The organism is Paraburkholderia sp. FT54 (genome assembly GCF_031585635.1).
Taxonomy (GTDB): Bacteria; Pseudomonadota; Gammaproteobacteria; order Burkholderiales; family Burkholderiaceae; genus Paraburkholderia.
Genome location: NZ_CP134196.1, coordinates 1,827,178 through 1,845,276 on the forward strand (window position 1 = coordinate 1,827,178; position 18,099 = coordinate 1,845,276).

12 protein-coding genes, 2 tRNA genes and 3 rRNA genes are annotated in these 18,099 nt (G+C 59.1%); 5 read left to right on the top strand and 12 right to left on the bottom strand.

The features are described 5' to 3' along the window. Positions 1-37: 37 nt before the first annotated feature. On the bottom strand, positions 38-1,024 hold the full coding sequence (locus RI103_RS27725) for an ABC transporter substrate-binding protein (RefSeq protein WP_310815687.1): 987 nt from the start codon (positions 1,022-1,024) through the stop codon (positions 38-40). A 319-nt stretch (positions 1,025-1,343) separates the two neighbouring features. Continuing rightward, positions 1,344-1,955 carry an alpha-ketoglutarate-dependent dioxygenase AlkB gene (locus tag RI103_RS27730; protein WP_310815688.1) on the bottom strand — a complete coding sequence of 204 codons (612 nt, stop codon included), beginning with the start codon at positions 1,953-1,955 and terminating at the stop codon, positions 1,344-1,346. Positions 1,956-2,109: 154 nt separating this feature from the next. Between RI103_RS27730 and RI103_RS27735 the strand changes: the two genes are divergently transcribed. Further along, a complete protein-coding gene (locus RI103_RS27735) occupies positions 2,110-2,694 on the top strand; it encodes a malonic semialdehyde reductase (protein ID WP_310815689.1) in 585 nt (194 codons plus the stop codon). 31 nt (positions 2,695-2,725) lie between these two features. Here RI103_RS27735 and RI103_RS27740 read toward each other — a convergent pair whose 3' ends face one another. Beyond that, the gene (locus RI103_RS27740; RefSeq protein ID WP_310815690.1) at positions 2,726-3,055 is read right to left on the bottom strand and encodes a hypothetical protein; all 330 of its coding nucleotides are present in this window, start codon (positions 3,053-3,055) and stop codon (positions 2,726-2,728) included. A gap of 389 nt (positions 3,056-3,444) precedes the next feature. On the opposite strand from RI103_RS27740, the gene RI103_RS27745 reads away from it, so the two are divergent. After that, positions 3,445-4,608, top strand: coding sequence for a metallophosphoesterase (locus RI103_RS27745; protein ID WP_310815691.1), 1,164 nt, complete (start codon positions 3,445-3,447; stop codon positions 4,606-4,608). Positions 4,609-4,627: 19 nt separating this feature from the next. On the opposite strand, the gene RI103_RS27750 is transcribed toward RI103_RS27745, so the two are convergent. Continuing rightward, positions 4,628-5,152, bottom strand: coding sequence for a hypothetical protein (locus RI103_RS27750; RefSeq protein WP_310815692.1), 525 nt, complete (start codon positions 5,150-5,152; stop codon positions 4,628-4,630). Between the two features lie 674 nt (positions 5,153-5,826). On the opposite strand from RI103_RS27750, the gene RI103_RS27755 reads away from it, so the two are divergent. Both RI103_RS27755 and RI103_RS27760 read left to right on the top strand, forming a co-directional pair. Beyond that, positions 5,827-6,534 carry an MgtC/SapB family protein gene (locus RI103_RS27755; protein WP_310815693.1) on the top strand — a complete coding sequence of 236 codons (708 nt, stop codon included), beginning with the start codon at positions 5,827-5,829 and terminating at the stop codon, positions 6,532-6,534. 161 nt (positions 6,535-6,695) lie between these two features. Next, entirely contained in the window at positions 6,696-6,950 is a 255-nt protein-coding gene (locus RI103_RS27760) for a GlsB/YeaQ/YmgE family stress response membrane protein (RefSeq protein ID WP_134965407.1), read from the top strand. Between the two features lie 71 nt (positions 6,951-7,021). Here RI103_RS27760 and RI103_RS27765 read toward each other — a convergent pair whose 3' ends face one another. The 3 genes from RI103_RS27765 to RI103_RS27775 form a co-directional block, all read right to left on the bottom strand. Further along, positions 7,022-8,536 carry an acetyl-CoA hydrolase/transferase family protein gene (locus RI103_RS27765; RefSeq protein WP_310815694.1) on the bottom strand — a complete coding sequence of 505 codons (1,515 nt, stop codon included), beginning with the start codon at positions 8,534-8,536 and terminating at the stop codon, positions 7,022-7,024. A gap of 192 nt (positions 8,537-8,728) precedes the next feature. Continuing rightward, positions 8,729-8,944, bottom strand: a complete 216-nt coding sequence (locus RI103_RS27770) for a hypothetical protein (RefSeq protein ID WP_310815695.1) — start codon at positions 8,942-8,944, stop codon at positions 8,729-8,731. 170 nt (positions 8,945-9,114) lie between these two features. Next, positions 9,115-11,280 (bottom strand): FUSC family protein, encoded by a 2,166-nt coding sequence (locus tag RI103_RS27775; RefSeq protein WP_310815696.1) that lies wholly within the window; start codon positions 11,278-11,280, stop codon positions 9,115-9,117. A gap of 205 nt (positions 11,281-11,485) precedes the next feature. On the opposite strand from RI103_RS27775, the gene RI103_RS27780 reads away from it, so the two are divergent. Then, on the top strand, positions 11,486-12,481 hold the full coding sequence (locus RI103_RS27780; RefSeq protein WP_310815697.1) for a LysR family transcriptional regulator: 996 nt from the start codon (positions 11,486-11,488) through the stop codon (positions 12,479-12,481). Between the two features lie 206 nt (positions 12,482-12,687). Here RI103_RS27780 and rrf read toward each other — a convergent pair. From rrf to RI103_RS27805, 5 genes are all read right to left on the bottom strand, one after another. Beyond that, positions 12,688-12,801 (bottom strand): 5S ribosomal RNA (gene rrf / locus RI103_RS27785). 241 nt (positions 12,802-13,042) lie between these two features. Then, a 23S ribosomal RNA gene (locus tag RI103_RS27790) occupies positions 13,043-15,921 on the bottom strand. A 337-nt stretch (positions 15,922-16,258) separates the two neighbouring features. After that, a tRNA-Ala gene (locus RI103_RS27795) sits at positions 16,259-16,334 on the bottom strand. Between the two features lie 54 nt (positions 16,335-16,388). Continuing rightward, positions 16,389-16,465: transfer RNA gene (locus RI103_RS27800), tRNA-Ile, on the bottom strand. Positions 16,466-16,530: 65 nt separating this feature from the next. Next, positions 16,531-18,061, bottom strand: a 16S ribosomal RNA gene (locus RI103_RS27805). The 16S, 23S and 5S rRNA genes sit together here with 2 tRNA genes alongside, the layout of an rRNA operon. Positions 18,062-18,099: the final 38 nt, after the last annotated feature.

Consider the following 18,099-nt stretch of genomic DNA (forward strand, 5'->3'; position numbering starts at 1 on the left):
GTCCGTTATGGCAGTCAGGAAGCCTTATCAATTGACATCAGTACTTGCGCGTCGGCAGTGTCTGCGCAGCGACGCTCATCGGGAAGACCGTTTCTTCCGTCAGGATACGCTTGGGCAACGGCTTGCCGGCCACGACGTCCTTCACCGCCGACATCAATTGCGGCCCCAGCAGCGGACTGCACTCCACGTCGACGTTCATCTTGCCCGCGGCCATGGCCTGGAAGCCGCCCTTGGTCGCATCGAACGAAACGACGACGACGTCCTTGCCCGGATGCATGCCGGCCTCTTCCATCGCCTGGATGGCGCCGAGCGCCATATCGTCGTTATGCGCATAAACCACATTTATTTTATTTCCATATGTCTTTATAAACGCTTCCATGACCTGCTTGCCGCCGGCCAAAGTGAAGTCGCCGCTTTGCGATGCGATGATCTTGAATTTGGGATCGTTCTTGATCACTTCGAGAAGACCGGAGTGTCGGTCATTGGCAGGCGCCGATCCGACCGTCCCCTGAAGTTCAGCGATGTTGATCGGGCCTTGGTCATTTTTGTAGTGATCTGCGAGCCAATGACCACCGCGCCGACCTTCTTCCAAAAAGTCCGAGCCGATCATCGTCACGTAGAGCGAGGGGTCTTTCGTATCGATGTTGCGGTCGGTGAGAATCACCGGAATCTTCGCGGCTTTAGCCTCGCGCAGCACCGGTTCCCAGCCTGACTCGACAACCGGAGAAAACGCGATCACGTCAACTTTTTGCGCGATGTAGGAGCGGATCGCCTTGATCTGGTTTTCCTGCTTCTGTTGGGCGTCGGAGAATTTGAGCTTGATCTTCGCGTCGGCCGCCGCGGACTTAACCGACTCAGTGTTGGCGGTTCGCCATGCGCTTTCCGCACCGACCTGCGCAAAACCCAGTGTGATCTGTTTGTCCTGCGCGTAGGCGCCCGGCGTGGTCAGCGTCAGCGCACCGAAGCCCGCGCAGAGTGCGAGCGCGCCCAACGCACGACATGCGGCGCGTCGTGTATTCGCCATGACTGTCTCCTGATCGTTGTTGTGTAGGCCGATCCATCGAAACCCGTCCGGCCGTTGCGGCCCTCACGGTGCGTGGATCGTGATGTAGCGTAGTGTGTAGGGCGTTAACGGTCCAATCATATGATTCGCGTCGGCGATATCAATTTTGGTATCGCGGCGGTGGCGGTTGCGGCGTGGACGTGGGATGAGCTGTTGAAGTGGCTGGGGTGCGTCGTCTGACGCGATGATGCGTTTTGCGCTTTTTTATGCGCTTACGTGCTCGGTGGCTTGGTCGGCTTTGTCGGCTCTGCTACGCCGCCGCCGGCCAACGCGCGTCGCATCAACGAACACCCGCGCGCGGCGTCACCCAGCGAAACGTCAGATTGATCCGCTCGCCCGCTACGCGCGGCTCCTTCGGCACCCGGTGCCGCCAATCCGCCTGCGTGTTGCCCTTCATCACCAGCAAGCTGCCGCCCTTCAGCGAAAAAGACTGCACGACGCCGGTCTTGTTATGCCGCAGATCGAACGTGCGTGCGACGCCCAGGCTCACCGACGCGATCACCGGCTGCGCGCCAAGCTCGGGCTCGCGATCCGCATGCCAGCCCATGCTGTCAGTGCCACTGCGGTAGCGGTTGATCAGCACGCTATTAAAATGCGCGTTGCAAACGGACTCCACGGCGGCCTTCAGTTCGGCGACGGATGGCGTCCACGGCTGTGGCACGTTGCGAATACCCGAGTAGACATATACCGCGTCGGGCTCGCCTTGCCAGGCGGTCAGCCTCGGCAGCGGCACGCGGCCGGCGGGTGTGCCCATCATGTCCTGACGCCATTCGACTTCGCCGATGAGTTGCGTCAAGGCCCGCGCCGCTGATTCGGGCGGTAGCCAATCGGGATACCAGTCGACGTCGGGGGTCGGCAGAGCATCGGAAAAATCCGCAAAGAGATCCGTCATGAGATTGCCTGAGTACGAGCGCGCGCCAATGGCGACCGGATAAGAACCTTGGCTATTATGGCGGCAACGACGACGACGCTCTAACACGCGGCTTGCGGTTTGATCCGGCGCCGTCTTTTTCATTTCACGCACACAACTTTCAAGGAACAATCAAATGATCCTTTCCGACCAGGCGCTCGATCAGCTTTTCCGCGAAGCGCGCACGCATAACGGCTGGCAGCAAAAACCGGTCGACGACGCCGTGCTCAAGCAACTCATCGAACTCGTGCTGCTCGGCCCGACCTCGGCGAATTCGAGCCCGGGCCGCTTCGTGTTCGTCAGAACGCGGGAGGGCAAGGAGAAACTGCGCCCGGCCTTGTCGGCCGGCAATCTGGAGAAGACGATGGCGGCGCCGGTCACGGCGATCGTCGGGATGGACATGGCGTTTTATGAGCACTTGCCAAAGCTGTTTCCGCACGCCGACGCGCGCAGCTGGTTTGCCGGCAACGACAAGGCGATCGCCGACACCGCATTTCGTAATTCAACGCTGCAAGGCGGTTATCTGATTCTCGCCGCGCGCGCGCTCGGTCTGGACACGGGAGCGATGTCGGGTTTCGACGCCGCCAAGGTCGACGAAGCTTTCTTCGCTGGCACGACCGTGAAGTCGAACTTCCTGATCAATCTGGGCTATGGAGACCCGTCGAAGCTGTTTCCGCGCAGCCCGCGCTTTGCCTTCGACGAAGCCGCGCGGATCGTCTGACGCATGGCGCCACAGCCCTCGTTGGATGCGCTCAGCTGAAGATAGCGACATAGAACACCACGGCGCCGATCAAAGCACCAATGAAGCAAAAGCCCTCTTCGGCGTCGTCACCGCTGGACCGAACCCACGCCCCGACGACCCCGAACAATCCCGCGATACCCAGCGCGACGCTGAGCATCACGACATAGAACAGTGCGCTTTTGCCCAACTCGGAAAAATCGATGTTGCGCACGCTGAAGTACAAAACGATCGCCATCAGCGAAATGACCACGAGCGGCAGCATGACATGGCTGCCCTCGTGTCCGACGTGATGCGCATGATGCGCGTGGCGGAACGGGTTGCCTGATCTGAGCAGCTTCATATGCGCCTCCTGCCTCGCCCTCTGCCGGCGACAGAATGAACCGCTAGCGAACTGCGGCGGCCTCCGCTGTGACCCTTGCCTAGGTGTGATACAAGCCGGTTCTATTTGAGAATAGTCCACGCTCGAACACAATTCAAAGCCCATTTAATTCGACCATATCAGCGGACTGAGCCGCTCATATACCACAGCGTCGATTGCTGCAATGCAGTACCACGCCAGCGCCTTCAGAGGCGGACGGTCAGGCGTGCGTGCCTTGCATTTCGCGGCGCCGGCACGCGTTTGCACATCTCGGTAGAATGGATCGGCTCGTTCGCCACGGGATTGCCGCCGCCGACGAGCCGCCGCCGCTCGTCCGCTTGTGTCGGCCCCTTCCCGCCCTGAACCTCTCTATGCGCCGCTCATCGTTTTTTGTTCGCATCATCCTGATTGGCATCCTGCTACATATCTACGTAGGCTTGCGTCTGATTCCCGACATGCCGATCGATTCCACCGGCCGTTGGCTCTGTGCGTTGTGGCTCGTGCTGTCGATCTTTCTGATTCCGCTCGGCATGCTGGCGCGTACGATCAAACAACAGCCGCTCGGCGACCGGCTCGCGTGGGTCGGTCTACTGGCGATGGGTTTCTTCTCGTCACTGCTGGTCCTGACTTTCGTGCGCGACCTCGTGCTCGCGTCGCTTCTGACCGTCGATGCAATCTGGCCCAACACCGTCGCCATCGCGCACTGGCGAACCGGCTCAGCGGCGGCTGTGCCGTTGCTCGCGCTGCTCTCCACGCTCGTGGGCCTCTTCAACGCTCGCCGCCGCGCCAAGGTGGTGACGATCGAAGTACCGATCGACGACTTGCCAGCCGCGCTCGAAGGCTTCACGATCGTGCAGATCAGCGACATTCACGTGGGCCCGACCATCAAACGCCGCTATGTCGACGCAATCGTCGACGCGGTGAATCGCCTCAAGCCAGATCTGATCGCCGTCACGGGCGATATCGTGGACGGCAGCGTGCCGCAATTGACCAAACACACGCAACCGCTGTCACGGTTGAGCGCGCGCCATGGTGCTTTTCTCGTTACCGGCAATCACGAGTACTACGCGGGCGCCAACGCCTGGATCGATGAATTCCGGCGCCTGGGACTGAACGTCCTGCTGAACGAGCACGTGATCGTGGACCACGATGGCGCACGCGCCGTGATTGCCGGCGTGACCGATTATTCGGCAGGCCATCATGATCCGGCGCACCGCAGCGATCCGGTCGCGGCGCTGGCAGGCGCGCCTGGCGACGTGCTGATCAAGGTGCTGCTCGCCCACCAGCCGCGCTCAGCCGAAGCCGCCGCCGCAGCCGGTTTCACGCTGCAGCTATCCGGCCACACGCATGGCGGCCAGTTCTTCCCATGGAATTTCTTCGTGCGGTTTCAGCAGCCGTTCACCGCTGGTCTCGCGCGGCTGAACGGGCTATGGGTGTACACGAGCCGGGGCACCGGCTACTGGGGACCGCCGAAGCGTTTGGGCGCGCCGTCCGAAATCACGCGCTTGCGCCTTGTGCCCGGCGAGCCCGATTAAGGCCAGACGAAGGCGCCCGCTACTGCGCGGGCGCCACGGCCACGCTGACTTGCGGCGCGAATGCTACCACCACCTGCATGCCCGGCGTCACGCTGGCGATCTTTGCCGGATCGCGGCCCTGGATATGGAACACGGAACCATTCGGGCCTTTGAGCGCCATGATGCCGGACGCATGGTCGACGGACTGGACCTGCGCGGCCACGCTCTGCACCGTGTTCGGCGCCGCGCTCTGAGCCGCCGCGGCTTGACCGTCAACACCATGCGTGACGCTGATCACGGCATTGCGCATCATGCGGATGTGCACCTTGCCGCCTTGCTTGATCTGCGCAAGATTGCGCGTGTCAGTGATGTTGAACGACGCTTCGCCGCCCTGCGCGTCGAGCACCGTGACCGAATGGTTGGTCTGATCGACCGATTTCACGACGCCATCTGCCTGCAGCGTGCTGCTGCCTTCAAACGGCGCCGGCAAACCCGCGGCGGACGACATGAGCGGAGCGGCAGCGATCAACGCGCCGGCGATGACGCCAAGAGTTTTAGCTTTCATACAGTCCTCAATTCGGATGAACGGCGGAAAACGACGACGTCGTGCGGATCGCGGCGTAACGGCATCTGACCGACGCGTGAGCGAGACCGCGAGATATAGAAACGCAGAGTTGAGCGCTAAGGCCGCGCGACGTGTTCCGGGTGATGCAGACAGTGTGTTTTCCGGGATGGACGTCGTCAATATTCGGAGTCCGTATTTACGTGAGAATAATTCTCCCATCAGCGCGGAAACTTCCCCAAAGATGGCGCGCAACTCGTTGGTCGCCTCAGCTGATCGCGGCTTGACTTAACTTTACAGAGATGCCTAAAATCCGCCCAGTTCATTTACCCGGAATCACGATCTTGGACAGTAGCAGTCGTACCCGTCGAGCTTCGATTCGCCCGATCGCCTGATCGGCAAGATTTCCGCGCCAGTCTTCCTGTCGCCGTCTTGCCTTCGGGCCGGCGGTGCACGTCGTTGATAACCGCTTTTTACCAGCGAAATTACCAGTGAAATTGCAGTGAAGCGCCACATGGCCGAATGCCATGCAGACGTTGCCTGCCTTTTTAGCGCCGCGAGCCTTTGCTCGCGCGTTGGGTCACGCCTGAGCGCGCCCACGTTCCATCAAGACGGACGTGCCGCTGTCACGTGGCAGGTTCACACTGTGCGAACTCGCGCCTCAACCTTTTTTACCGATGACAAATGAATTCGTCTGGCGGCTTCTCGCCGCCTTCGCCTGCGGCGTTGCGATCGGCCTCGAACGGCAGATGCGTCAGCGCAATGCCGGCCTGCGCACCATCACGCTGGTCGCGAGCGGCGCGTGCCTGTTCGTCACGCTCGGCGTGCTGACCGGCAACGGCACGGCGGGCATCACCCAGATCGCCGCGTATGTGGTCTCCGGCGTCGGCTTTCTCGGCGGCGGCGTGATCATGCGCGACAAGGGTTCCATTCAGGGGATCAACACCGCGGCGACCTTGTGGTGCTCGGCCGCGGTGGGCGTTCTGTGCGGCGCGGGTCATTACGGGCCGGCGCTCGCCGGCACCCTGGTCGTGCTGCTGACCAATACCGTGCTGCGCGAAGTCAGCCGTATGATCAACGCGACGCCGGTATCCAACGCCGACCTGGTCCGCGAATACGTGTTGACGATCGTCTGCCGGGAAGCCGACGAGATTCACATTCGTACCGCCGTCTCCAACTCCATGTATTCGACGCCGCTGTCGTTTCAAAGCCTGACGAGCGAGGACGTCGAAAACGAGCCGGGGCGCATTCGTGTGACGGCAACCCTGAAGATGCATCCCAAGGATCAGTCGAAGCTCGAACAGATGGCCAGCCGCATCAGCATGGAAAAGAGCGTCTCCAGCGTCAGCTGGACCGCCAGAGAAGCGGAGCCGACGCCGGAGTAAGCGCAGCGCGTAAGTCCCCCATATGCGCGCGCATCGTCTACACTTGATTTGCAATAGATTTAGACAACGTTAATTCCCCGTCCTGAATATGGACTGTCCCATAACCATCGACTAAGCTCTGTCACCGTGAATTTTTCACATTCAACCATGGAGTCTCGATTATGGAACACGGCATCATTGCATGGCTTATCATCGGCGCGATCGCTGGCTGGCTGGCAGGCGTGCTCGTCAAGGGCGGCGGCTTCGGTCTGATCGTCGACATCATTGTCGGGATTGTCGGCGCGTTCATCGGCGGCTGGCTCGCCGGCGTGCTGCACATTTCGCTGGGCGGCGGCTGGATCGGTTCGATCATCACGGCGGTGATCGGCGCGGTCATTCTGCTGTTTCTTGTCCGGCTCGTCCGACGAGGCGCCTGAGCCTGGCTTCTGACGTCTACGGCGTCAGGGGCGAACGCCACCTGACGCCGGCTTAATACGACTATCCGCGTTTAGAGCTCCGCCTTATTCGCCGGCAACATCGAGCCGGTATCACGCAGCCGCGTATGCCAGGCGAACGCCTGATCTAATTGATGCGGCGTTTGCCCGCCTCCCTTCAATGCTTGCCCGTAGTAGTCGCGCAGCAGATCGCGATACAGCGGATGCACGCAATTTTCGATGATCAGCGTGGCGCGTTCGCGCGGCGCGAGGCCGCGCAAATCGGCGAGCCCCTGCTCCGTCACCACCACGTCCACGTCGTGTTCGTTGTGATCGCAATGCGGCACCATCGGCACGATGCTCGAAATGCGGCCGCCCTTTGCCATCGACTTGGTCGCGAAAATCGCGCACGACGCGTTACGCGCGAAGTCGCCCGAACCGCCGATGCCGTTCATCATGTGTGTGCCGCCCACATGCGTTGAATTCACGTTGCCGTAAATGTCGAATTCGAGCGCGGTATTCAACGCGATCAGACCGAGCCGGCGAATCACTTCGGGATGGTTGCTGACTTCTTGCGGACGCAACACGAGACGATCGCGATAGCGTTCGAGTTCGCCGAACACCTGCGCCTGGCGCGCGGCCGACAACGTGATCGACGCGCCGGAGGCGAATGTCACCTTGCCGGCATCCAGCAGATCGAAGGTCGAATCCTGCAGCACTTCTGAATAAATTTCGAACGCGTCGAAAGGCGAATCGACGAAACCGGCCCGCACGGCGTTGGCGATCGTGCCGATGCCTGCCTGCAAAGGCGGCAAGCGCTTAGGCATACGTCCGCGCGATACTTCGTGCTGAAAAAACTCAATCAGATGACCGGCGATCGATTCGGTCTCGGTATCCGCCGGCAGCACCGTCGACGAACTGTCCGCCATATCGGTGATGACGATCGCCGCGATCTTCTCGAGCGGAATCTCGATGGCCGGCGTGCCGACCCGGTCTTGCGGACGAACGATCGGCAGCGGCTCGCGATGCGGCCTGCGGCCCGGAATCCAGATGTCGTGCAATCCTTCGAGCGCGAGCGGCTGCGCAAGATTGATTTCGACGATGACCTTGTCGGCGAGAATCGCGAAACTCGCCGAATTGCCAACCGACGTGGTCGGCACAATGCCGCCGCTCTCCGTGATCGCAGTGGCTTCGATAATGGCGACGTCGAGTTTGCCGAGCTGGTTGGCGCGCAGCATCTCGACCGTTTCAGACAGATGCTGATCGACGAACATGACTTCGCCGCGATTGATGGCGTCGCGAAGCGTCTTGTCCACCTGAAACGGCAAGCGGCGAGCCAGCACGTGCGCCTCGGTGAGCGTACGGTCCACATCGTGACCGAGCGATGCGCCGGTCATCAACGTAATGCGCAGCGGCTTGCCTTCCTGACGCGTGCGTTCGGCAAGCGCAACCGGGACGGCCTTGGCGTCGCCCGCGCGCGTGAAGCCGCTCGCGCCGACACACATGCCGTCCTGAATCAGAAGTGCCGCCTCGGCGGCTGATGTGATTTTTGCGCGCAGCTCGGCGCAGCGAATCCGGTCTTGGTACATGAAACTGAGCCTCTCCATAGTCAGCAGTCCAGTCTACCGGTGCGCACTTCTGCGGTGTGCTTCGCTCAGTAGCCAGAGTGTCGCACCCGCCGCGGCGTCGCGATGGCACGGCGTCGCGGCCAGGTGATTCGTCGCGTGTCGAACGTTCGCGACAGGTCTTGCACGTAGTTCAAATGTGACGCGTGGCGCTTCCTAGCTGCCGAAGTAGATGTTGCAGAAGCTCACGGGCCCGACGCACTCTTCAGCTTTGATCGCGGGTGCGGCGCTGCAGCCTTGCATGTCGGCGTTCTTCGCGCGCTGCGCATTCGCTTGGGCAACCTGTTGTTCCGGGGCGGCCGGCGCCGTTTGCGCATGAGCGACGACAGCGGACAAAGAGCAGACAATCAGGGCAATCTTCAACACATTCATTTCGTTCTCCAGGACTTACGGTGCCGCCACGCAAGGACCGTTGGAGGACTGCGTGGCAGTGGTAAAACTATATGGCTGCCGTTCCCGCAGATAAACGGGGCTGCCCGGAAGTGATCCTTCCATCCTGCAGAAGGATCGACGGGCGCAATCGATCGTGGCGCCCAATCGGGTCAACGTGCATTGAACGGCGCGTCCTTGTCGAGCAACGCCGTGCGGATGAAGTGCAGGCAGCTCAGGATGCGCTGCAGGTCGTGACGCCTGTCGCGATCGTCATGAACCGTTTGCAGCACGTCCTGCGCAATCCACGTGGCCGCGCGCACGGATATCAGCGCGCGCTCCAGACCGCGCGTGTCGGGCCGCTCAAAGAGCCGCGCGAGGTCGTCGCGCGTGCGCTCGACGGTGCTGGTCCAGCGCGGATGTAGTGCGTGCACGTAATCGGCGCGCGCTGCTTCATTGCGCAGATCGATCACGGCGTGACCCACTTCGAGCGTCGCGAGCATCCAGCGCAAGGCATCGCGACGGCGCCGGGAGCGTCGCGTCAACAGCATGCGCAACTGGGAAGTCAGGTCGTGTGTGCTCGACTGAAAACGTTGATTGAGCCCCGGCAGTTCGTCCTTGCACGCGGACACGACTTGCGCGCGCAAATCGCCCATGATTTTCTCGATGAGCCAAGGCATATCCGCGGGGAAAACGACCGCGAAGACAAGCGCCGCCAACAGTATCGACGCAGTAAGCGCAATGCCGTTGTTGATCAGCAGATCCGGCGCGTAGGTGACGACGTTGTCAGGTCCGGCAAGCAGACAGAAGAACACCGAAAAGCCGATTCCATACCCCGCCGCGAGCTTGCGCGTGGCGATGAACGCGCCGAACGCGAGCACCGGCGCCAGCATCATGCAAAGCAGCGCAAAACCGTCAATGTTGGGATACACGTAGCAAGTGAACAGGTAGCCGGTCAAGGTCGCGAACACGGTGCCGACCGCCATCTGCACGGCCATCCTGGACGGGTTCGGCGCCGTGGATGTCAGCGCGCACGCCAGCGCCGCGCCGATGACCGCAAGGCCACCGCTCGGCCAGTCTGTCGTGATCCAGAACCAGCCTGCGATCGCCATGACCACAGCCGAGCGGATAAAAGTCAACGCGACGACAAAGCTGTTCGTTTTGCTTACATACCGGCTGCTGACCCGTGGGTGGCTGCCCAGCTTGCGTCGCGTCAGAGATGCGTAGGTCTGCGAGTAGCGAATCCATTCATCGACGAAACGGTACAGCAGTTCTGCCGCCGTATCGTAGTCGGCCAGCGATTCGGTGGGCGCCCCTTCCAGCGGCCTTCTCGTCTCGCGCACTCGCCGTGGCAAGCTCGCCTGAAAGTGCTGCAAGCGGGCGGCCATGCGCGATGCATCCACAGCGGCCTCGAACTGCGGTGCCATGAGTGCGGCCAGCTCGCGGAAGTATGGGCTGATCGCCGCGACGATCGGCGCCGATCCGTTCACGCGCAGACGCTTGAGCAGTTGATGCAGTGCATGCAGCCGCGCGCAGGCGTCCATGAACTCGCCGTTCAGACGGCCGAGATGCTGGCTGCGCGAACGCATGGCCGGATCTTCGAAGGCGGCAAAAGTGCGCGTCGCCTCGAACCCGACGATTTCGTCGACGAGAACCGCAAAGCGCCGCTCGAACTGGCCACGGACGATGCCGCGAGCCAACACATCGGCAGTGAACGCAGTAAAATTTCTGTACCGGATTTGTAACGCGTGCCGCAGTGCAAGGCTGGATCGTTGCGGCACGATCAGCGCACTGACCGCGCTCGAGGTCACGATGCCGACCGCTACTTCCGCCGCGCGCGTGAGCGCCGCCAGAAACAGGTCGTGAGGCACCGTCACGTTCGGGATGCCGATCAGCGCAGCGGTGTAACCCGCTAGCACGAAGCCGTACCATCTGAAATGCCGATACCGGCCCGCTGCCGCAATGCAGGCGCTCACCCAGCCGATCATGCCGAGCATGTACAACTCGGGCTGCTGGACGAACAGTGCGCCAAGCACCAGCGCAGCGACCGTGCCCACCGCGGTCCCGAGAATCCGGTAGAAACTCTTGGCGAGCACCATTCCGCTGAACGGCTGCATCAGCACGAACACGGTGGTCATCGCGATGCGCGGCTGTGGCAGATCCAGCAGCATCGCAATGCCCAACGCCAACAGCCCTGCGGTAACCGTTTTGAACAGATGCAACCAGACCAGACCCTCGCTGGTCGCCCAATCCCGAACAGCCGGACCGAGCGTTTGCAACATGACGCCCCACTCGCGGCGGGATTCCGCCGTCGGTTCGATCGCATGTTCGCGTTTCATCTGGAAGCAAGGCGCCCCGGTTGGTCGCTGAAAAAAGCGCCGGCGAAGAACAAGACCGCTCGCACCGGCAGGCAAGGCGCCGATTGTAGGAGCATGCGATGCACGCATTAAGAGGACAGGGGCGGAACGTCCCTTCCAGAACGAACAACAATGCACGTCCGAGACAGGCGGACAATACGGCACCAGCCGTGAAAAAGAAGGATTGATGGATACGTTACAAAATATGCGAGTGTTCGTGCGCGTGGTCGAAGCCGGTAGTTTTACCGCCGCCGCGCAGTCGCTCAATTCAACGACTGGCGCAATGTCCCGCGCGGTCTCGGAACTCGAAGCTCATCTGCGGACTCGGTTGCTCAACCGTTCAACGCGACGGCTCGCGCTCACCACCGCTGGCGAGCGTTATCTGGAGCGATGTCAGCAGATACTTGCAGATGTCGACACCGCAGAAGAAGAAGCCAGTTGCGCGCACGAGCGCCCGAGCGGCGCTTTGCGGATGCACAGCTTTGTCAGCATCGGCCAGCATTACGTGCTGCCGGCCATCTCGCGCTATCGCGCGCTGTATTCGGCGGTAACTGTCGAACTGACGTTGTCGCAGCGTATGCCCGATCTTTTCGAGGGTAGCGCGGACGTCGCAGTGATCGGCGCCTCCACTTTGCCTGATTCGGATCTCGTGTCGCTTCCGCTGGGGACCACTTTTAGCATCATGTGCGCGTCACCGGCGTATGTGCGCGCGCACGGCGCGCCGCAGCAGCCCGCCGATCTGGCGCACCACGAGTGTTTGATCCTGCACACGCCAGCGTTTCCCCCGCACGATTGGGTGCTAGACGGGCCAAATGGCAGTGAAATGATGGAGGTAAATGGACCGGTGCACGTGAACATCGCCGAGTCGCTGATTGTGGCGATTCGCGAAGGGATGGGCATTGGCATGCTGCCACTGTACGCGGCCATTTCCGGATTGCGCGATGGCACGTTGGTGCGCGTGTTGCCGGAATATACCGCGCAGAAGATGAATATTTACGCGCTGTATCCGTCGCGTAAGTTCATCGATGCGAAGACGCGGACCTGGGTCGAATTCCTGCGGACGCATCTTCCGAAAGTCATTGCGCGCGATGAGGCGCTGCTCACGGAAGTCGGCGATGCGCGGGTTGGCGATGGCGTGGTGCCTGCTGGCTCGAGTGGAGGCGGGGATATTGCGACGCGGTAAGTGTCACGCCTGAAGTTGGTGGGTGCTGTTTGCCGCGCGTCGGTGCCCGGCAGCGGTATGCTGCGCCGGCGTTTGAAAGTGGAAATGGTTGTTGGCGAATTGAACGTCAACTGTTGTTGGATGACGAGTAGCAAGCTGGGCTTTTGCGGCCACGTAAACGCAGAAACCCCACCTTTTTTGGGTGGGGTTTCTGATGCTGCTGGGGAGCCTGACGATTACCTACTTTCACACGGGTAATCCGCACTATCATCGGCGTGGAGTCGTTTCACGGTCCTGTTCGGGATGGGAAGGGGTGGGACCGACTCGCTATGGTCATCAGGCATGACTTGTTGTCATGCTGTCTGTGGGACAGCACAACCAATCGGGAAGAAGTAGTTTCTGGTGATGCTCACCAGGGGTGAAGCTGTTGGGGTTGTGTTGTCTGTGTGTATCAATTCGCACAACACTGATCTCAACCGTGCGTTCTGCGAGCGCCTCTGGTCATTCCAGCGCCCTGCCCCCTTCGGGGGTTGTCCTGAGTAAGTGCTGAAGCACTAACTCATGACGAAACACACCTGTTATAGGATCAAGCCTTACGGGCAATTAGTATCAGTTAGCTTAACGCATTACTGCGCTTCCACACCTGACCTATCAACGTCCTGGTCTTGAACGACCCTTCAAGGGGCTCGAAGCCCCGGGGATATCTCATCTTAAGGCGAGTTTCCCGCTTAGATGCTTTCAGCGGTTATCTCTTCCGAACATAGCTACCCGGCGATGCCACTGGCGTGACAACCGGTACACCAGAGGTTCGTCCACTCCGGTCCTCTCGTACTAGGAGCAGCCCCCTTCAAATATCCAGCGCCCACGGCAGATAGGGACCAAACTGTCTCACGACGTTTTAAACCCAGCTCACGTACCTCTTTAAATGGCGAACAGCCATACCCTTGGGACCGGCTACAGCCCCAGGATGAGATGAGCCGACATCGAGGTGCCAAACACCGCCGTCGATATGAACTCTTGGGCGGTATCAGCCTGTTATCCCCAGAGTACCTTTTATCCGTTGAGCGATGGCCCTTCCATACAGAACCACCGGATCACTATGACCTGCTTTCGCACCTGCTCGACTTGTCGGTCTCGCAGTTAAGCACGCTTATGCCATTGCACTATCAGCACGATTTCCGACCGTACCTAGCGTACCTTCGTACTCCTCCGTTACACTTTGGGAGGAGACCGCCCCAGTCAAACTGCCTACCATGCACTGTCCCCGATCCGGATCACGGACCAAGGTTAGAACCTCAAACAAACCAGGGTGGTATTTCAAGGATGGCTCCACGCAGACTGGCGTCCACGCTTCAAAGCCTCCCACCTATCCTACACAGACCGGTTCAAAGTCCAATGCAAAGCTACAGTAAAGGTTCATGGGGTCTTTCCGTCTAGCCGCGGGGAGATTGCATCATCACAAACACTTCAACTTCGCTGAGTCTCGGGAGGAGACAGTGTGGCCATCGTTACGCCATTCGTGCAGGTCGGAACTTACCCGACAAGGAATTTCGCTACCTTAGGACCGTTATAGTTACGGCCGCCGTTTACCGGGACTTCAATCAAGAGCTTGCACCCCATCATTTAATCTTCCGGCACCGGGCAGGCGTCACACCCTATACGTCCACTTTCGTGTTTGCAGAGTGCTGTGTTTTTATTAAACAGTCGCAGCCACCAGTTTATTGCAACCCCTTCACCCTTCTGGCGCAGGCCAGTCAGGCTACAGGGGCGTACCTTATCCCGAAGTTACGGTACCAATTTGCCGAGTTCCTTCTCCCGAGTTCTCTCAAGCGCCTTAGAATACTCATCTCGCCCACCTGTGTCGGTTTGCGGTACGGTCTTGTTGAACTGAAGCTTAGAGGCTTTTCCTGGAACCACTTCCGATTGCTTCGTCGCCTGAGCGACTGGCCTCGCACCCTTGAATTCCGCGCCCGGATTTGCCAAAGCGCCTTCTCCAATGCAAGGACCGGGACTTCCAACACCCGGACAACCTTCCGCGATCCGTCCCCCCATCGCATTCAACAATGGTGCAGGAATATTAACCTGCTTCCCATCAGCTACGCATTTCTGCCTCGCCTTAGGGGCCGACTCACCCTACGCCGATGAACGTTGCGTAGGAAACCTTGGGCTTACGGCGAGGGGGCCTTTCACCCCCTTTATCGCTACTCATGTCAGCATTCGCACTTCCGATACCTCCAGCACACTTTCCAGTGCACCTTCGCAGGCTTACGGAACGCTCTCCTACCATGCACATAAATGTGCATCCGCAGCTTCGGTATATTGCTTAGCCCCGTTACATCTTCCGCGCAGGACGACTCGATCAGTGAGCTATTACGCTTTCTTTAAAGGATGGCTGCTTCTAAGCCAACCTCCTGACTGTTTTAGCCTTCCCACTTCGTTTCCCACTTAGCAATATTTGGGGACCTTAGCTGGCGGTCTGGGTTGTTTCCCTCTTGACACCGGACGTTAGCACCCGATGTCTGTCTCCCGTGATTGCACTCTTCGGTATTCGGAGTTTGCTATGGCGTAGTAATCCGCAATGGACCCCACAACCATGACAGTGCTCTACCCCCGAAGGTGATACACGAGGCACTACCTAAATAGTTTTCGGAGAGAACCAGCTATTTCCAGGTTTGTTTAGCCTTTCACCCCTATCCACAGCTCATCCCCTAACTTTTCAACGTTAGTGGGTTCGGACCTCCAGTACGTGTTACCGCACCTTCATCCTGGCCATGGATAGATCACCTGGTTTCGGGTCTACACCCAGCGACTGAACGCCCTGTTCGGACTCGCTTTCGCTACGCCTGCCCTAATCGGTTAAGCTTGCCACTGAATGTAAGTCGCTGACCCATTATACAAAAGGTACGCCGTCACCCCTTGCGAGGCTCCGACTGTTTGTATGCATGCGGTTTCAGGATCTGTTTCACTCCCCTCCCGGGGTTCTTTTCGCCTTTCCCTCACGGTACTGGTTCACTATCGGTCGATCACGAGTATTTAGCCTTGGAGGATGGTCCCCCCATCTTCAGACAGGATTTCACGTGTCCCGCCCTACTTTCCGTACACCTAGTTCTTCCTCGCTGTTTTCGTCTACAGGGCTATCACCTGCTATGGCGGCACTTTCCAGAGCCTTCGACTAACAATGAAGATAAAGAGTACAGGCTGGTCCCATTTCGCTCGCCACTACTCTGGGAATCTCGGTTGATTTCTTTTCCTGCGGTTACTTAGATGTTTCAGTTCACCGCGTTCGCTTCACATGACCTATGGATTCAGTCATGGATGACCCATACGGGCCGGGTTTCCCCATTCGGATATCGGTGGATCAAAGCTCGTTTGCCAGCTCCCCACCGCTTTTCGCAGGCTACCGCGTCCTTCATCGCCTGTGATCGCCAAGGCATCCACCACATGCACTTGTTCGCTTGACCCTATAACGGGTGTGTCTCCTGTGTGATCCACTGGGAATCACACGCTCGCCACGCCCGCTACAGGTTGAGTATTCGTGTTGCGCCGTATTCCAAAAGCGATCTTTCGATCTCTCTTTTCATACATTGATACAATCACAACCCTGATTCACCTACTCGCACACCCATCTCTAAGTATGCTTTCGTGAATCTCTTTACTACTTCTTCCTGATTGTTAAAGAACGACAGCCGACATAAAACCCTGTTTCATGTCACTCTGACTGGCTCAATCGCCAATGCCTGTTTCACTACACCGCAAACCCCTTTCAAGGTCTGCCGCAGTAAAACCGGCATTGAGGATTGGTGGAGGATGACGGGATCGAACCGACGACCCCCTGCTTGCAAAGCAGGTGCTCTCCCAGCTGAGCTAATCCCCCAGTCATACAGATACCCCAGAGGTTTTTAGACGATCAGCACACCAGACAAGACTTTGGTGGGTCTGGATGGATTCGAACCATCGACCCCCGCCTTATCAAGACGGTGCTCTAACCGACTGAGCTACAGACCCCTGAGTCTGTCCATTTTCACAGCCGATAAGCGTGAGCGCTCAACGTTCGACACGTCCAGCTCGAGAAAGGAGGTGATCCAGCCGCACCTTCCGATACGGCTACCTTGTTACGACTTCACCCCAGTCATGAATCCTACCGTGGTGACCGTCCTCCTTGCGGTTAGACTAGCCACTTCTGGTAAAACCCACTCCCATGGTGTGACGGGCGGTGTGTACAAGACCCGGGAACGTATTCACCGCGGCATGCTGATCCGCGATTACTAGCGATTCCAGCTTCACGCACTCGAGTTGCAGAGTGCGATCCGGACTACGATCGGTTTTCTGGGATTGGCTCCCCCTCGCGGGTTGGCGACCCTCTGTTCCGACCATTGTATGACGTGTGAAGCCCTACCCATAAGGGCCATGAGGACTTGACGTCATCCCCACCTTCCTCCGGTTTGTCACCGGCAGTCTCCCTAGAGTGCTCTTGCGTAGCAACTAGGGACAAGGGTTGCGCTCGTTGCGGGACTTAACCCAACATCTCACGACACGAGCTGACGACAGCCATGCAGCACCTGTGTTATGGCTCCCTTTCGGGCACTCCCACCTCTCAGCAGGATTCCATACATGTCAAGGGTAGGTAAGGTTTTTCGCGTTGCATCGAATTAATCCACATCATCCACCGCTTGTGCGGGTCCCCGTCAATTCCTTTGAGTTTTAATCTTGCGACCGTACTCCCCAGGCGGTCAACTTCACGCGTTAGCTACGTTACCAAGTCAATGAAGACCCGACAACTAGTTGACATCGTTTAGGGCGTGGACTACCAGGGTATCTAATCCTGTTTGCTCCCCACGCTTTCGTGCATGAGCGTCAGTATTGGCCCAGGGGGCTGCCTTCGCCATCGGTATTCCTCCACATCTCTACGCATTTCACTGCTACACGTGGAATTCTACCCCCCTCTGCCATACTCTAGCCCGCCAGTCACAAATGCAGTTCCCAGGTTAAGCCCGGGGATTTCACATCTGTCTTAGCGAACCGCCTGCGCACGCTTTACGCCCAGTAATTCCGATTAACGCTTGCACCCTACGTATTACCGCGGCTGCTGGCACGTAGTTAGCCGGTGCTTATTCTTCCGGTACCGTCATCCCCCCGCCGTATTAGGGCAGAGGATTTCTTTCCGGACAAAAGTGCTTTACAACCCGAAGGCCTTCTTCACACACGCGGCATTGCTGGATCAGGGTTGCCCCCATTGTCCAAAATTCCCCACTGCTGCCTCCCGTAGGAGTCTGGGCCGTGTCTCAGTCCCAGTGTGGCTGGTCGTCCTCTCAGACCAGCTACAGATCGTCGCCTTGGTAGGCCTTTACCCCACCAACTAGCTAATCTGCCATCGGCCGCCCCTGCAGCGCGAGGTCCGAAGATCCCCCGCTTTCATCCGCAGATCGCATGCGGTATTAATCCGGCTTTCGCCGGGCTATCCCCCACTACAGGACACGTTCCGATGTATTACTCACCCGTTCGCCACTCGCCACCAGGGTTGCCCCCGTGCTGCCGTTCGACTTGCATGTGTAAGGCATGCCGCCAGCGTTCAATCTGAGCCAGGATCAAACTCTTCAGTTCAAACCTGTTACTGTTTTCGGTTCAGTTAAGAACCGGTC

What these genes read in the sequence shown, in the direction of transcription:
- RI103_RS27725 (WP_310815687.1), bottom strand. Translation starts at nt 1,024, where the DNA reads ATGGCGAATACACGACGCGCCGCATGTCGTGCGTTGGGCGCGCTCGCA.
- RI103_RS27730 (WP_310815688.1), bottom strand. Translation starts at nt 1,955, where the DNA reads ATGACGGATCTCTTTGCGGATTTTTCCGATGCTCTGCCGACCCCCGAC.
- RI103_RS27735 (WP_310815689.1), top strand. Translation starts at nt 2,110, where the DNA reads ATGATCCTTTCCGACCAGGCGCTCGATCAGCTTTTCCGCGAAGCGCGC.
- RI103_RS27740 (WP_310815690.1), bottom strand. Translation starts at nt 3,055, where the DNA reads ATGAAGCTGCTCAGATCAGGCAACCCGTTCCGCCACGCGCATCATGCG.
- RI103_RS27745 (WP_310815691.1), top strand. Translation starts at nt 3,445, where the DNA reads ATGCGCCGCTCATCGTTTTTTGTTCGCATCATCCTGATTGGCATCCTG.
- RI103_RS27750 (WP_310815692.1), bottom strand. Translation starts at nt 5,152, where the DNA reads ATGAAAGCTAAAACTCTTGGCGTCATCGCCGGCGCGTTGATCGCTGCC.
- RI103_RS27755 (WP_310815693.1), top strand. Translation starts at nt 5,827, where the DNA reads ATGACAAATGAATTCGTCTGGCGGCTTCTCGCCGCCTTCGCCTGCGGC.
- RI103_RS27760 (WP_134965407.1), top strand. Translation starts at nt 6,696, where the DNA reads ATGGAACACGGCATCATTGCATGGCTTATCATCGGCGCGATCGCTGGC.
- RI103_RS27765 (WP_310815694.1), bottom strand. Translation starts at nt 8,536, where the DNA reads ATGTACCAAGACCGGATTCGCTGCGCCGAGCTGCGCGCAAAAATCACA.
- RI103_RS27770 (WP_310815695.1), bottom strand. Translation starts at nt 8,944, where the DNA reads ATGAATGTGTTGAAGATTGCCCTGATTGTCTGCTCTTTGTCCGCTGTC.
- RI103_RS27775 (WP_310815696.1), bottom strand. Translation starts at nt 11,280, where the DNA reads ATGAAACGCGAACATGCGATCGAACCGACGGCGGAATCCCGCCGCGAG.
- RI103_RS27780 (WP_310815697.1), top strand. Translation starts at nt 11,486, where the DNA reads ATGGATACGTTACAAAATATGCGAGTGTTCGTGCGCGTGGTCGAAGCC.